Below are 13,841 nucleotides of genomic sequence, written 5' to 3' on the forward strand. Positions count from 1 at the left end.
CCACTATATACACCCCAAGTTCCCCGACAATGCGAACCCGGCCGGAAACGGTCTGCCCCCTCAAGGGCGCGGGAGAGGCATGTCTGATGACAGGAGATATATGATGTCGAATACACCGATTATGGCCAAGGCAACCGCTGTCTGGCTGTGCGATAACACCACCATGACGTTCAAGCAGATCGCGGATTTCTGCGGTTTCCATGAACTTGAGGTGCAGGGCATCGCTGACGGCGACGTGGCCACTGGCGTGAAGGGGTTTGACCCGATTGCCAACAACCAGCTGACGCAGGAAGAGATCGATAAGGCAGAGGCGAATCCGCTGCACAAGCTGAAGCTGAAGTTCAACCAGTCCGCCCAAGGTGAGGAAAAGCGCCGTGGTCCGCGCTACACGCCGCTGTCCAAGCGTCAGGACCGCCCTGCGTCGATCCTGTGGCTGGTCAAGTTCCACCCCGAGCTGTCCGATGGTCAGATCTCCAAACTGGTCGGCACCACAAAGCCCACCATTCAGGCGATCCGCGAGCGGACGCACTGGAACATCAACAACATCGACCCGATTGATCCCGTGGCACTGGGCATGTGTAAGCAGGGCGAACTTGACGCCGCCGTGCAAAAAGCAAACGCCAAGAAAGCCAAGGAAGGCGGCGTAATGTCGGATGACGAACGCCGCAAGCTGGTCAGCACAGAGCAGTCGCTGGGCATGCCCGCCGAACCCAAGATGCCAAGCGCAATCGCAGGTCTTGAAACATTCAGCCTGTCAGACCCACGCGACGGTGACGACGCGGACGAAGAAAAAGAAGATACCCGCGACGTTTCTGACGCCGACAGCTTCTTCAACCTGCCCGACGATGCGGACACGGACGACGACAAGGACTGATCCTTTTGTCAGATACAATCGTCAAAGCCCCGAGGTGATCTTCGGGGCTTTTTCGTTTTGTGATGGTCGGGGCGTCCTGACTTGTCTGCGTTTCACATCCCGCGCTAGCCTTTGCGTATTTCAAACGATCAAAGGTGATTTCATGACCCGCCTCTTTGCACTTTTCTTGGCAGTGCTGCCGTTCACCGCTAAAGCCGATACTGTTTGCGCCGATCTATGGGCGATGCGCAATCTGGCTTTTGCCCGCGCGGGCTATTGCTTTGGCTCGCCGCTGGGTCAGTCGGTCTTTGGCAGTGACGGATGCACCGGCACCGACGTGACCCTGTCAGAGCCCTATGACACCCGCGCTGTGGCCGCGATCCGCGAGATGGAAACGCTGCTGAATTGCGCGATTGATACGACCAGCCTCAACCACGACCTGCCCGATATGGCCGCCCGCGCGCAGATGATCGAATTGCCTGTGCGGCAGGATGGGGAAAGCGCCTGCATCGGATGGCGCGGTGCGCTGCTTTACCTTGGCACGGCATCGCATGGGCATGCTGATACTGTCGGCGCCGTAGAGGCGGGCGATGACATCCTGTTCCAGTTCGACCGGCAGGGCCCGTGGGAATACGTCTATGCAATCCGCAATTCCCAACGTGTCGCAGAGGGGTGGGCATTTCTGCCAGAGCTGTCCAATGAGATGTGTGACGGGTGGGCCGGCTAGGCGCGGCTGAAATTGCCAGAAATACGCAGTCTACAGCTGCCGTCGCGCGTTGAGGGCGGCTGTGATGGTGCCATCGTCAAGATAATCGAGTTCGCCACCAACAGGCACACCCTGCGCCAATGAGGTGACGGTGACACCGGGCAGTTGGTCCGCGATGTAATGTGCGGTGGTCTGCCCGTCGATTGTGGCCCCGAGGGCGAGGATCACCTCGGTGATCTCCTCGCTTTGGATGCGGTCAAGCAGCTTGGGGATGCGCAATTCATCGGGTCCAATCGCATCCAATGCGGACAGGGTACCGCCAAGGACATGATAGCGCCCTTTGAAAACTTGTGACCGCTCCATCGCCCACAGGTCGGCCACATTTTCGACCACGCAAATCTGCCCTGTGGCGCGTTTATCGGCCATGCAGATGTCGCAAATATCAGTGGTGCCGATGTTGCCGCAGTTCAGACATTCGCGGGCGGTGGCGCCGACGCGGTGCATGGCTTCGGCCAGCGGGATCAGCTGCAAGCTGCGCTTTTTGATCAGGTGCAGCACCGCGCGTCTGGCAGAGCGCGGGCCGAGACCCGGCAGCTTTGCCATCAACGCAATCAAGTTATCAAGGTCGTCGGTGCCATTGCTCATGTGCGGACCAAATTCTGAAACAGAATTTGTAACCAGACTTTGTGAAAAAGTCTGGTGCCTCCGGCGGAAGTATTTTTGTCCAAAAGAAGCAGAATGTTGCGCCTTAGAATGGGAGGTTCATGCCCGGTGGAAGGCCAAGACCTTCTGCCATTTTGGACATTTCTTCTTGCGAGCGTTCCTGCGCCTTTTGCTGCGCATCCTTGATCGCGGCAAGGATCAGGTCCTCGACCACTTCTTTATCGTCGCCGTTGAAGATCGACGGATCAATATCGAGGCCCTTCAACTCGCCTTTGGCAGTCGCCGTGGCTTTCACAAGGCCAGCACCGCTTTCGCCTTGCACTGTGATCAGGTCGAGGTCTTCCTGCATCTGGGCCATTTTGCCCTGCATTTCCTGAGCGGATTTCATCATCTTGGCCATATCGCCAAGGCCACCGAGACCTTTGAGCATAAGCGTGTTCCTTTATTTATCGCGTTGCATCACAGATATGGGCTGTGGCGGCGTGGGGCAAGGGGATCAGCTATCGTCGAACGGATCCCATTCGTCGTCGACCTCGGGCAGGGCATCCTCGAACGCGTCTTGGGTCTTTTCTTCTTCGGTGCGAATTTCGGTGATCTTGGCCTTGGGGAAGGCGGCGATCACGGCTTGCACCAGCGGGTGATCCTCGGCCTGTTTGCGCAGCGCGTTTTCGGCGGCATCGCGCACCTCGGCAATGGTGGGCGCGCCGCCCTCGTTGACCACGGTGATGGCCCAGCGGTTTCCGGTCCATGCTTGCAGACGCGAGCCCAAGCGCCCGATCAGGTCTTGGGCGGCGTCAGCGGTCGGGTTCACCTCGATCCGGCCGGGTTGATAAGCGACAAGGCGCAGGCCGGTTTCGACCTCGACCAACAGTTTCACATCGCGGTGGGCGCGGATCAGTTCCACGACGCTTTCGAACGTCGCGTAGTGCTGCAGGGCGTCGGTGGCCAGCGCGGTGGCCGCCTGCGCAGAGGGGCCGGACGGGCCGCTGTGCGTGGGCGCCGGGGTTTGCGAGATTGCGGTTGCACCACCCGTTGGCGCGGGGCGTGCGCCGCCGCCTGACGGACCGCCCGATGGTGGAGGAGTCGCGTTTTGCAGCTTGCGCACCAGTTCTTCGGGCGTGGGCAGATCGGCCACATGCGTCAGGCGGATCACGGCCATTTCGGCGGCCATCATCGCGTTGGGTGCCGCTGCGACCTCTTCCAGTGCCTTGAGTAGCATTTGCCACATGCGGGTGAGAACGCGCATCGGCAGGGTGTCGGCCATCGTCTGGCCGCGCGTGCGCTCGTCGGGGCCGATGGTGGGGTCTTCGGCGGCGTCGGGCGTGATCTTGATGACGCTGACCCAGTGACAGACCTCGGCCAGATCGCGCAGCACGGCCAGCGGGTCGGCCCCGTCGGCATATTGGGCGGAAAGCTCGGTCAGGGCATCGGCGGCTTCGCCACGCAGGATCATGTCGAACAGGTCCAGCACGCGGCCACGGTCGGCAAGGCCCAGCATGGCGCGGACTTGGTCGGCGGTGGTTTCGCCAGCGCCGTGGGAGATGGCTTGATCCAGCAGCGAGGTTGCATCACGGGCGGAGCCTTCTGCGGCGCGGGTGATCAGGGCGAGTGCGTCGTCGGCAATCTCGGCCCCTTCGCCATCGGCGATTTTGCGCAGTAGCGCGATTTGCGTTTCGGGTTCAATCCGGCGCAGGTCAAACCGTTGGCAGCGGGACAGGACGGTCACGGGCACCTGCCGGATTTCGGTCGTCGCAAAGATGAATTTGACGTGCGCGGGGGGTTCTTCGAGTGTCTTGAGAAGCGCGTTGAACGCGTTCTTCGACAGCATGTGCACTTCGTCGATGATGTAGATTTTGTAGCGGGCGGAGGCCGCGCGGTAGTGCACAGAATCGATAATCTCGCGGATGTCGCCCACGCCTGTGCGGGATGCGGCGTCCATTTCCATGACGTCAACGTGGCGGCCTTCCATGATCGCCACGCAATGTTCGCACACGCCGCAGGGTTCTGTCGTCGGACCGCCGTTGCCATCCGGCCCGATGCAGTTCATGCCCTTGGCGATGATCCGTGCGGTCGTGGTTTTGCCGGTGCCGCGGATGCCCGTCATGATGAAGGCCTGCGCGATGCGGTCCGCTTCAAACGCGTTTTTCAGCGTGCGCACCATCGCATCCTGCCCGACCAGATCGGCAAATGTCTCGGGCCGGTATTTACGGGCGAGGACCTGATAGGCGGGTTGGTCGGACATTGGTGACTTTCATGCAGGATTCGCGGATCACCGCAGACTACGGGCGTGGGCCGCCGTCGTAAACCGCTGCTAGAGCACCCAGAGAATGGCGCCGGTTGTGATGGCACCGATTGTGAGAAGACTGGCCAGCAGCGTGAAGTTGCTGGCGGGCTGAAGCTCCGCTGTACGGCTTTCGAGGCGCTTTTGCGTGGCTTTTGCGCGATTGCGGGCGGACCAGAAAATGGCGATAGCGCCGATCAGAAACAGAGTGGCAACCGCCTTTGCCAGCCATGTGGGGTCAAATTCGCCAAAGACGGCCTTAAGACCGACGGCAAGCGCGATGCAGGCCATGCCAGTGCGCATCCAGCCAGCAAACGTGCGTTCGTTTGCCATCGCGGTCCGGTCTTCGGCCCAGTCGGTCCGATCCTGCGCCATTTCGGTGCTGTCAGTGTTCTCTGTCATGTGGTTGGATTAGCACGGGAGGACACGAATGACGACTGACTTTGCGGTGTATGATCTGCCTGTTGCCGGCGGCACAATTGGCCTGTCGCCACTGCCGGGGCGGGGCGGCGATTATGCCGGCGATCTGGCGCGTGTGCTGGCATGGACGCCTGATGGCGTTGTGAGCCTGACGAAAGCGGTTGAGTTGGACGAAGCGGTCACATGGCACGCCGATTTGCGGGCTGCTGGTGTGACCGTCTGGCATTTGCCGATTGTGGATTTTGGGGTGCCGGACGACGGGTTTGAAGCGGATTTGCGCCCGGTGCGAGAGATGCTTGCGCAGGGTGGGCGCGTGCTGGTGCATTGCAAAGGCGGCTGTGGACGATCCGGGATGATCGCGCTGCGGCTGATGGTCGAAAGTGGCGAAACGGCGGAGGCTGCTTTGGCACGTTTAAGGGCAGTGCGGCCATGCGCGGTTGAGACTGATGCGCAATTTTCCTGGGCAGCGCAGGCGGGGTGAAACCCCGCCCTACGATCCGTCAGCGGCGCTTTTTGCTCATCGCTGATTTCACCATTTTTCCGAACTTCTTTTGCCGTTCGCGTGACTGGGCCAGCGTTTCGGTCGCGATCATGTCCTCGCGGATCAGCTTGCGGAACCGTTTGAGGCGATCAGGGTCGATGTCGCCAGCCGCCACGGCGGCTTGCACGGCACAGCCCGGTTCGCCTTCGTGTTTGCAGTCGCGGAATTTGCATTGGTCCACAAGCTCGCTGATCTCGGGGAAGGTCGCGTTGATGCCATAGGCCACGTCCGCCACGCCAAGCCCGCGCATACCCGGTGTGTCGATCAGCCAGCCACCCGACGGCAGGCGATGCAGGCTGCGGCCTGTGGTGGTGTGCCGCCCGCGCGCGTCGTCCTCGCGGATGCCTTGGGTTGCGGCTTCACCACCTGTCAGCGCGTTGGCAAGCGTGGTTTTGCCCACGCCGGATGATCCGGCAAGTGCGACGGTCTGGCCTTTGCCGCACCACGGATCAAGCGCGTCACCTACGTTGCGGCCATCAATCGCGATGACTTCAAGGTCGCGGCCCAGTGCTTGGGCTTGCGAGATGTAATGATCGGGGTCGTCGGTCTGGTCGGCCTTGGTGATGACGATGACGGGCGTGATTTCTGCGTCATGGGCCAGCGCCAGATAGCGTTCCAGCCGTGCCACATTAAAGTCAGCGTTGCAGGACGTCATGATAAACAGCGTGTCGATATTGCTGGCGATCAACTGGCGTTCGCCGTGCACGTAATCGGACCCGCGTTGCAGGGTGGACTTGCGGTCAAGGCGGCGGATCATCCGCGCCTCTTTGGGATCGCACAGCACCCAGTCGCCCACGGCGATCTCGGCTGTGGACATGCCGGGTTCCAGCGTCAGATCAACCGCGCCGTCGGTGGTTAGGCCCGCGATTTGGGTGCGGTGCACGCCGTTGATGCGGGCAGGGGTGGTTGTGCCAACCTCGTCGATATCAAGTTGCGATTGGTAATGCGCTGACCAGCCAAGGTCTTGCAGTGTGATGTCATTGGTCAATGGGTTGCCCTTTGGATAAGGGTTGCAGTCTGGCGAAATGCCGGAGAGCAGTCAGGGCAGCGGAAATGATCAGCGCGCCCGAACCGGAAGGTGTGTGATGACAATCATAGTGATCCTCCCGCGTGGCTGATGCGTTTTCATTGACCCCGCCGATTCCACGTTTTTGCTACGCAAAGAACGTTCTATCGGCCGACGCGTTTTTGCAAAGCAAAAATCGCTAGGGTGAGAGGCTGGACATCGACCCAAGTGGGGCTCGTTGTGGCTGCTTCCTTCCGGACCTGACCAGGTTGGCGAGGCACTTGCCCGCGCCAACCTCTCACCGCTCATATAGGACGGGATGGCATGTCGTGCAAGCGTTGGGTTTTACCCCGCGAAGGTCAGGCGATATGTCGCAAAGCCATCGTCATGCCCTGCCGTTTGGGTGATCTTGCTTCCAGCGGTCGTAAGATGCGCGGGCGCGGCAGCGCTGGTGCGGAAAACGGCTGAGGCATCTGCAATGGGGTCAAACTGCCAAACCGGTTTCATCGGAGGGCTGATGGATTGTTGGTGACGCAGATAGGCCAGCAGATGCGCAAAGATCGCGTAGGGGCTTTGATAGACGATCTGTTCGTCGCGGACCCGCGCATAGCCGCCGCCGCCCATCGCGCGATGGGTGCTCATCCCGATAAGGAATTGGTCATTACCGTTCACGGGACGCCCGTTGTATCGCACATGATGAACGCGCCCGTGACCGGCGGATTTGGTCAGATCAATGCGGTAGGTCAAACCGAAGATTGTGTCGCTGTTATAGGCTGGCACATTGGGGTTCAGCAAAACCTGATCCTGCACGTGTGGGGCAACCGTGCAGAACTGCTCTGCCGATTTTTCGAGGCGGGCCAGTATCTCCGATCCGCTTTGGCGTGCGATGACCAGTTTGTTGTCAAAGGGATATAAGGCGCGTGCCGTGCGCATGGTGATGCGGCCCACGGGAATGTTGACAAACTGCCCCGCGTTTCCGTTTGCGCCGGTGCTGAACGGGGCAACCGCAGTCAGAAAAGGTAACTCGTCTTTGGGATCAGGCAATGCGGTCTGCATCGCGGATTTGATTACATCAGACAAAAGCTGGAGGCTGCGATCCGGCGCGACGCGGGCAAAGAAGCTATGAATCGGCACGGCCGCTGCGGCAATCGGCTGTCGGATATGATCCAGCGTGCGGGCATGCGCAGGGGCGGCGAGCTTTACGATGTTCTTGTCAGCGGCCTGTGATGAAGCTTGCGCTGGGATCAATGTGGCGGCATGGCTTTTGATCTGCCAGCTGTCGTCCGTTCTTGCCAGGTGCAGATCAAGCTGGCCCAGATGCTGTCCAAAAGCGCCAGCCATCAAAGCGGGCTTGCCAGCAACGGTGACAGTCGGCGCGTCATCAGCATCCGGAAAGCGTTTGTGGACATGACCGCCCAGCACAACATCAATATCGGGCAGGGCTGCCACATCGCTGGCGGTTTCGAAATGCGTGTCGCGCGCGATCCCCGCGTGGCAAAGTGCCACGACAATGTCAGCGCCATCAGCCCGAAGCGCTGTTGCAGCGGTCTTTGCCGCCGTGGTCATGGCGTGCACCTGTAATTGCGCAGGATCGTCTTCATCCGGCGTTAGCAGGGTGGACGGGGTCAACAGCCCGATCACCCCGATCCTGAGCGGGTAGCCCATGCCATCACTTGCCGTCACCTGACGGGCCACCATCGCGGATGCTTGAAAAAATGACGCGCCATCTTCTGTTGTGACGTTTGCCAAAAGTGCGGGGCATGACAGATCGTCAAGCGCGCGCATCAAGGGGATCAGGCCGTAGTCAAACTCGTGATTGCCCAGTGCAACGGCATCATAGGCCAGCATATTCATGGCGCTGATCATGGGGTGTGCTTTGGGCATCGGGCCCTGACGGGATACCAGATCGGCCAAGGGATTGCCTTGCAGAAAATCGCCTGTGTCGAACAGAAGACTCGCATCCGCATCAGCGCGCTGTTTGGAAATAATCGGGGCCAGTTCCGCCAGACTGCCGCCGGCCCGCTCTGTATCCGTCGCATAATCATAGGGTAGCAGCGCCATATGCAGGTCTGTCGTCTGCAAAATGCGCAGCGTTGCGGTGGGGGGTGCAGATCGGCGTGTCATAGTGCAACCTTAGCGGGAAGTATTTGGCATTACTGCCAGATGATGGGTTTCATTTGAATTCGTTTCTGGCGCGTGGCATTGCAGCCGCATGAGACATGCAGAGACAGTGACATTCGGTGGCAGCGGCCTGAACCGCGCCGCCGAAGAACGCGGAAATACAGCCCTGATTGATGACCCCGATGCCCGCATCATGCTGATGTGGCAAGGCAAACCACTGCTTGCCGGGGATGCGCTGGCTTACGTGCGGAAAGGCGATCCGGTGATGGCGGATGCGTCGGATATGATCCTGTTTCTGGGCCGTGACGAAACCGGACCGATTTTTGCATCAGACCTGAGCGGGTGGACGCCGGATGATCTGGATGATGCGGCGTTGAACACTTTTCTTGATCCGTCGCTTCAGCAGCATCCGGCACTGCCAGAAGATCACCAGTTTGCTGAATTGCGCGCGGTGATGACACGTCTGACGGCCCGCGATGCGGAACTTGCTGCCACGGCCAAAGCGGTTTTGAACTGGCATCGGTCGCACCGGTTTTGTGCGGCCTGCGGCACCGAAAGCGTATCGGCGCAGATGGGCTGGCAGCGTGATTGCCCCAATTGCGGCACAAAGCATTTCCCGCGCACCGACCCTGTCGTGATCATGTTGATCACACACGGAAATTCGGTGCTGTTGGGCCGGTCACCGGGATGGCCGGATGGCATGTATTCGTGTTTGGCAGGCTTTGTCGAACCCGGTGAACCGATCGAGGCCGCGGTGCGCCGCGAGGTATTTGAAGAGGCGGGCATCAGGGTCGGTGCCGTGCGGTATCTGTCCAGCCAGCCATGGCCGTTTCCCGCATCTTTGATGTTCGGCTGCGCGGGCGAGGCGCTGGACACCAAGATCACGCTTGATCCGGTCGAGCTGGAAGATGCGATCTGGGTCACCCGCGAGGACATGACAGAGGTGTTTGCCGGAAATCATCCGACGATCCTGCCTGCCCGCGAAGGGGCCATTGCGCATTTTCTTCTACACAACTGGCTGGCGGATACGCTGGACTAGACCCAATTTTTGCCACAAAACTGCGGTAAGTGGCGCGACATCATCAGAGCAAGACAAAAGGGGCGTGGTAGCACACATGAAGTTTTCGACCCGTGAGGATATTGAAGCACCCATCGACTATGTTTTCGCCCGCGCCAGCGATTTCGCTACGTTTGAACGACAGGCGCTGCGTCGTGGTGCGCAGGTCAAGCGGATCGATGATGGCGACGCCTATGATGTGGGGGCCAAGTGGGATGTTGCATTCAAGTTCCGCAACAAGGACCGCAAGATGCAGGCCGAGCTTGTGTCGCTGGATGATCCCAATTTCATGCGTGTGGACACGGTGTCGTCCGGTCTGGATGCCAAAGCGACGATGGAGCTTGTATCCCTTTCGCCCAAGCGCACGCGGATTGTTGTCGGCGTCGAAATGACAGCGAAATCACTGTCCGCACGCCTGTTGTTGCAATCGCTCAAGCTTGCCAAAGGCAGTCTTGATGATCGCTTTGCCGCGCGGGTGCGTAAATTCGCGACCAATGTAGAAGAAGACTACCGCAAGGGCAAATAAGGCTCGCGAACTGATTGGTTTCGGGCGCAAGCCGGACGCCCAGCCGTCGGTTTATTTCTGTCGCGTTTTTACAGACTGTCCAGACTCTAACGCTCGTGCCGCCGCGCGGCAGACGGATAAACGCCCATCAGGTGCATGTAGTCGGTGAAGTAATCCAATTCCTCCAGCGCCAGTTGCACGTTGCGGTCGTCTGGATGGCCTTCGATTTCGGCGTAAAATTGCGTGGCCTTGAAGGTGCCGCCGACCATATAGCTTTCCAGCTTGGTCATGTTCACACCATTCGTCGCAAACCCGCCCATCGCCTTGTAAAGTGCGGCAGGGATGTTGCGCACGCGGAAGACAAAGCTGGTCATCATCACATGTTCGCCTCGTTTCTTGTAATCGGGTTCGCGCGACATAATCAGAAACCGCGTGGTGTTGCGGTCATGGTCTTCGATCTTGTGGGCAAGGATATCGAGATCGTAGATTTCGGCTGCCAACTCAGAAGCAAGAGCGGCTTGCGTCATGTCATCGCCCTCGGCCACGGTGCGGGCCGCCTTGGCGTTGTCAGAGCATGTCACAGGCGTAATGCCGTGGTCGCGCAAAAAGACGGAACACTGCGGCAGGATCACCGGATGCCCGTGCGCTGCCGTGATGTCGCCCAGGCGCGCACCCTTCTTGCCAAGCAGATTGACGTGCACGCGCACAAATGCCTCGTCCACAATATGCAGGCCGCTTTCGGGAAGCAGGGAATGCACATCGGCCACGCGGCCATAGGTCGAATTCTCGACCGCGATCATGCCAAGGTCCGCGTCGCCCTTGCGCACGGCCTCGATGGCATCGGTGAAACTGTCGCATGGCAGGGGGTCATGACCGGGGCGTGCCTCGACACAAGCCTGATGGCCATAGGCACCCAGTTCGCCCTGAAAGGCAATTTTAACCGACATTGTGGCAGTCTCCCCTCGTCAGACCCCCAAAAAGGGCGTTTGGTCGCGGGACTATACCTTGCAACCCAGTGAGGGAAACGGATAGATACCCTCAAAACTGTGAACGGAATGGAACGCGGCATGTTCGACACAATGACAATTACCAAGGCAGTGGGCGGTCTTTGCGGCACCTTCCTTGTTTTCCTGCTTGGCGGCTGGGCGGCTGAGCTGATCTATCACGGCGGTGGCGGCCACGACGACCACCACGAACAAGCCTACGTGATCGAGGTCGAAAGCGAGGGCGAGGACGTCGCCGTCGAAGAAGGCCCCTCGTTCGAAGAGGTTTATGCAATGGCCGATGCGGCTGCGGGCGAAAGCAAATTCCGCCCTTGCACAGCCTGTCACGTGCTTGAGCAGGGCGAAAACGGCGTTGGCCCCTACCTTTACGGAGTGGTTGGCCGCGATATCGGCTCTGCCGAAGGTTATGACGCATACTCCGGCGCACTGTCGCAAGTGGCCGAAGTCTGGACGCCAGAGAACCTGAACGGTTTCCTTGAGAACCCAAGCGCATGGGCGCCCGGCACATCGATGAACTACAACGGTCTGCGTAAGATCGAAGACCGCGCCGATCTGATTGCCTATCTGGACAGCATTGACGACTAAGCTGCCGATTGCAACGTGAACACACAAAAGCCGCCAGTCCCCGACTGTGCGGCTTTTGTTTTGCCTGACCGCGCGCTTGGTTCACGCGCCATTCACACAAACGCAACTTGAATGTTTGCCACAACGCAGATTAGCGTCATATCACTGTTACATGACGTGACCGCGCGGGAGAAGAAGATGCAAAATCGCCACCAGACCAAGGCCGTGACCAAAGCAAAGCAGCAGTCGATGCTGCACCTTAAATACGTGCTTTTAGGCAGTGCCGTTTGTGTGGCTGGTGCGATCTGGGCGGGTCAAGCGCTGGCCGACGCGCATATCATCGAAACCCACGGGTTCAACGAATACGACGCGCTGAAGTATGGCCCCGATTTTGAACATCTGGACTACGTGAACCCCGATGCGCCCGTCGGCGGCGAGATCAGCATCTCGGCCAATGGATCGTTTGACAGCATGACCCCTTACGCTACGCTGGAGGGCACGCCGGGATCGTTGGCGTCAATCGGTTATGAGACAATCATGGCCCCGACCGAGGACGAGATCGGCTCAAGCTATTGCGTGCTTTGCACCACCATCGAATATCCCGAGGACAAAGCGTGGTTGCAGATCAACCTGCGCGACGATGTGACATTCTCGGACGGGTCCCCGATGACTGCGGCCGACGTGGCCTACACCCACGAATTGCTGCTGACCCAAAGCACGCCGTCTTATGCGGCAGGCTTGCAGGAATTGGTGCCAAGTTATGAGGTGATCGACGACTACACCATCCGTTTTGACTTCAATCCAGAGCGTCCTTTGCGCGCCCGCATCGGCCAGATGACCGGCATGCCTGTCTTCTCCAAGGCGTGGTTCGAGGAAAACGAGGCGCGGCTGGACGAGGCAAGCCTGACCGCCCCGATGACGACGGGCGAATATGTGGTAGGTAACGTCGATCCGGGCCGCCAGATCATTTACGAACGCAATCCTGATTACTGGGGTGCAGATCATCCGATGAATGTCGGGCGCGGCAATTATGACCGCATCCGTATCGAATACTTCGCCGATAGCTCTGCCGCATTTGAAGCGTTCAAGGCGGGTGAGTTCACCTTCCGCCGCGAAAACAGTTCGCTGATCTGGGCCACGAGCTATGATTTTCCTGCCATTGAAAACGGCTGGGTTGTGCAAGACACGCTGGACGACAATTCGCCGCCATTTGTGACCGGCTTTGTGTTCAATCTGCGCGATCCGAAGTTTCAGGATCGCAATCTGCGCCGCGCGCTGGGCATGATGTTCAACTTCACGTGGACCAATAACAACCTGCAATATGGCCTGTTCCAGCAACGCGAAAGCTTCTGGGAAAACGACCGCCTCAAGGCGACCGGCCTGCCAGAAGGGCGCGAGTTGGAAATGCTGGAAACCGTGCGCGATCTGGTGCCGGAGCGGATTTTCACCGAACCTGCCGCCTTGCCACATGAAAGCGGCGACAGCCCGGTGGATCGTGGCAACCTGCGCACGGCTTTGGGTCTGATGGAAGAGGCGGGCTATACACCCAACGCGGATGGCCTGCTGGCGGATGCCGATGGTAACGTTCTGACCGTCGAATTTCTGGAAACACGGCCATCGTTTGACCGGATCATCACGCCCTATATTGAAAACCTGAAACGGCTGGGCGTTGACGCGACCTATAACCGTGTGGATAGCGCACAATACCAGTCGCGCACACAGACCAACGACTTTGAAATGCTGTTTGGTGTTTACCGGTCCGGCCTGCTGGAGGGCACCGGCCTGTCGCAGCGCTATGGCTGCGAGGACAAGGACGACGTGTTCAACCCCGCCGGTTTCTGTAGCGAGGCGGTCGATGCATTGTCCAAGTTTGTAGAGAACGCAGACAATTTCGATGAGATGGCTGCTGGCGTCATGGCGATCGACCGCATCATGCGTGACGAATATTTCATCGTGCCGACGTGGTATCTGGGCAAGTTCTGGGTCGCTTACTACGACATGTATGAATACCCCGAAAACCTGCCGGAGTTCGGTTTGGGCTACCTTGATTACTGGTGGTACAACGAAGACAAGGCGGCCGAATTGCGTGCCGCTGGCGCGCTGCGCTAAGAGCGACGGAT

Annotated in this window: 14 protein-coding genes and 1 other RNA gene; 7 read left to right on the top strand and 8 right to left on the bottom strand. The window is 59.3% G+C overall.

All coding sequences use genetic code 11. The features are described from left to right. Nucleotides 1–103: 103 nt before the first annotated feature. Together V8J84_RS03390 and V8J84_RS03395 are read left to right on the top strand one after the other, a co-directional pair. On the top strand, nt 104–874 hold the full coding sequence (locus V8J84_RS03390) for a DUF1013 domain-containing protein (RefSeq protein ID WP_339928194.1): 771 nt from the start codon (nt 104–106) through the stop codon (nt 872–874). A gap of 142 nt (nt 875–1,016) precedes the next feature. Further along, complete coding sequence (locus V8J84_RS03395) at nt 1,017–1,580, top strand: DUF4453 domain-containing protein (protein ID WP_339928195.1); 564 nt, start codon at nt 1,017–1,019, stop codon at nt 1,578–1,580. A 30-nt stretch (nt 1,581–1,610) separates the two neighbouring features. On the opposite strand, the gene recR is transcribed toward V8J84_RS03395, so the two are convergent. The 4 genes from recR to V8J84_RS03415 form a co-directional block, all read right to left on the bottom strand. Further along, complete coding sequence (recR, locus tag V8J84_RS03400) at nt 1,611–2,204, bottom strand: recombination mediator RecR (protein WP_339928196.1); 594 nt, start codon at nt 2,202–2,204, stop codon at nt 1,611–1,613. Between the two features lie 103 nt (nt 2,205–2,307). Then, the gene (locus V8J84_RS03405; RefSeq protein ID WP_339928197.1) at nt 2,308–2,652 is read right to left on the bottom strand and encodes a YbaB/EbfC family nucleoid-associated protein; all 345 of its coding nucleotides are present in this window, start codon (nt 2,650–2,652) and stop codon (nt 2,308–2,310) included. 66 nt (nt 2,653–2,718) lie between these two features. Continuing rightward, complete coding sequence (locus V8J84_RS03410) at nt 2,719–4,464, bottom strand: DNA polymerase III subunit gamma/tau (RefSeq protein WP_339928198.1); 1,746 nt, start codon at nt 4,462–4,464, stop codon at nt 2,719–2,721. A gap of 69 nt (nt 4,465–4,533) precedes the next feature. Next, nucleotides 4,534–4,905: a YidH family protein gene (locus V8J84_RS03415; RefSeq protein WP_339928199.1), complete on the bottom strand. Its 372-nt coding sequence runs from the start codon at nt 4,903–4,905 to the stop codon at nt 4,534–4,536. A 28-nt stretch (nt 4,906–4,933) separates the two neighbouring features. Between V8J84_RS03415 and V8J84_RS03420 the strand changes: the two genes are divergently transcribed. Next, nucleotides 4,934–5,404: a protein-tyrosine phosphatase family protein gene (locus V8J84_RS03420; protein WP_339928200.1), complete on the top strand. Its 471-nt coding sequence runs from the start codon at nt 4,934–4,936 to the stop codon at nt 5,402–5,404. A gap of 19 nt (nt 5,405–5,423) precedes the next feature. Here V8J84_RS03420 and rsgA read toward each other — a convergent pair whose 3' ends face one another. The 3 genes from rsgA to V8J84_RS03435 form a co-directional block, all read right to left on the bottom strand. Further along, nucleotides 5,424–6,452 carry a ribosome small subunit-dependent GTPase A gene (gene rsgA / locus V8J84_RS03425; RefSeq protein WP_339928201.1) on the bottom strand — a complete coding sequence of 343 codons (1,029 nt, stop codon included), beginning with the start codon at nt 6,450–6,452 and terminating at the stop codon, nt 5,424–5,426. Nucleotides 6,453–6,672: 220 nt separating this feature from the next. Beyond that, nucleotides 6,673–6,771, bottom strand: an RNA gene (gene ffs / locus V8J84_RS03430) — signal recognition particle sRNA small type. A gap of 44 nt (nt 6,772–6,815) precedes the next feature. Next, nucleotides 6,816–8,594 carry a 5'-nucleotidase C-terminal domain-containing protein gene (locus tag V8J84_RS03435; protein WP_339928202.1) on the bottom strand — a complete coding sequence of 593 codons (1,779 nt, stop codon included), beginning with the start codon at nt 8,592–8,594 and terminating at the stop codon, nt 6,816–6,818. Nucleotides 8,595–8,682: 88 nt separating this feature from the next. Between V8J84_RS03435 and nudC the strand changes: the two genes are divergently transcribed. Together nudC and V8J84_RS03445 are read left to right on the top strand one after the other, a co-directional pair. After that, nucleotides 8,683–9,630, top strand: a complete 948-nt coding sequence (nudC, locus tag V8J84_RS03440) for an NAD(+) diphosphatase (RefSeq protein ID WP_339928203.1) — start codon at nt 8,683–8,685, stop codon at nt 9,628–9,630. A gap of 76 nt (nt 9,631–9,706) precedes the next feature. Then, nucleotides 9,707–10,174, top strand: coding sequence for an SRPBCC family protein (locus tag V8J84_RS03445; protein WP_339928204.1), 468 nt, complete (start codon nt 9,707–9,709; stop codon nt 10,172–10,174). An 86-nt stretch (nt 10,175–10,260) separates the two neighbouring features. On the opposite strand, the gene V8J84_RS03450 is transcribed toward V8J84_RS03445, so the two are convergent. After that, a complete protein-coding gene (locus tag V8J84_RS03450) occupies nt 10,261–11,100 on the bottom strand; it encodes a prephenate dehydratase (protein ID WP_339928205.1) in 840 nt (279 codons plus the stop codon). Nucleotides 11,101–11,220: 120 nt separating this feature from the next. Here V8J84_RS03450 and V8J84_RS03455 point away from each other — a divergent pair, with 120 nt between their 5' ends. Both V8J84_RS03455 and V8J84_RS03460 read left to right on the top strand, forming a co-directional pair. Then, entirely contained in the window at nt 11,221–11,742 is a 522-nt protein-coding gene (locus V8J84_RS03455) for a c-type cytochrome (protein WP_339928206.1), read from the top strand. A 177-nt stretch (nt 11,743–11,919) separates the two neighbouring features. Further along, the gene (locus V8J84_RS03460; RefSeq protein WP_339928207.1) at nt 11,920–13,830 is read left to right on the top strand and encodes an extracellular solute-binding protein; all 1,911 of its coding nucleotides are present in this window, start codon (nt 11,920–11,922) and stop codon (nt 13,828–13,830) included. The last annotated feature ends 11 nt before the right edge of the window (nt 13,831–13,841 follow it).

Origin of the sequence: Yoonia sp. 208BN28-4, assembly GCF_037543925.1 — a bacterium.
Taxonomy (GTDB): Bacteria; Pseudomonadota; Alphaproteobacteria; order Rhodobacterales; family Rhodobacteraceae; genus Yoonia.

Bases quoted from the DNA above. Each gene is read 5' to 3' on its own strand.
- nudC (WP_339928203.1), top strand. From the start codon at position 8,683: ATGAGACATGCAGAGACAGTGACATTCGGTGGCAGCGGCCTGAACCGC.
- V8J84_RS03405 (WP_339928197.1), bottom strand. From the start codon at position 2,652: ATGCTCAAAGGTCTCGGTGGCCTTGGCGATATGGCCAAGATGATGAAA.
- V8J84_RS03415 (WP_339928199.1), bottom strand. From the start codon at position 4,905: ATGACAGAGAACACTGACAGCACCGAAATGGCGCAGGATCGGACCGAC.
- V8J84_RS03395 (WP_339928195.1), top strand. From the start codon at position 1,017: ATGACCCGCCTCTTTGCACTTTTCTTGGCAGTGCTGCCGTTCACCGCT.
- V8J84_RS03390 (WP_339928194.1), top strand. From the start codon at position 104: ATGTCGAATACACCGATTATGGCCAAGGCAACCGCTGTCTGGCTGTGC.
- V8J84_RS03410 (WP_339928198.1), bottom strand. From the start codon at position 4,464: ATGTCCGACCAACCCGCCTATCAGGTCCTCGCCCGTAAATACCGGCCC.
- V8J84_RS03450 (WP_339928205.1), bottom strand. From the start codon at position 11,100: ATGTCGGTTAAAATTGCCTTTCAGGGCGAACTGGGTGCCTATGGCCAT.
- V8J84_RS03445 (WP_339928204.1), top strand. From the start codon at position 9,707: ATGAAGTTTTCGACCCGTGAGGATATTGAAGCACCCATCGACTATGTT.
- V8J84_RS03420 (WP_339928200.1), top strand. From the start codon at position 4,934: ATGACGACTGACTTTGCGGTGTATGATCTGCCTGTTGCCGGCGGCACA.
- recR (WP_339928196.1), bottom strand. From the start codon at position 2,204: ATGAGCAATGGCACCGACGACCTTGATAACTTGATTGCGTTGATGGCA.
- V8J84_RS03455 (WP_339928206.1), top strand. From the start codon at position 11,221: ATGTTCGACACAATGACAATTACCAAGGCAGTGGGCGGTCTTTGCGGC.
- V8J84_RS03460 (WP_339928207.1), top strand. From the start codon at position 11,920: ATGCAAAATCGCCACCAGACCAAGGCCGTGACCAAAGCAAAGCAGCAG.
- V8J84_RS03435 (WP_339928202.1), bottom strand. From the start codon at position 8,594: ATGACACGCCGATCTGCACCCCCCACCGCAACGCTGCGCATTTTGCAG.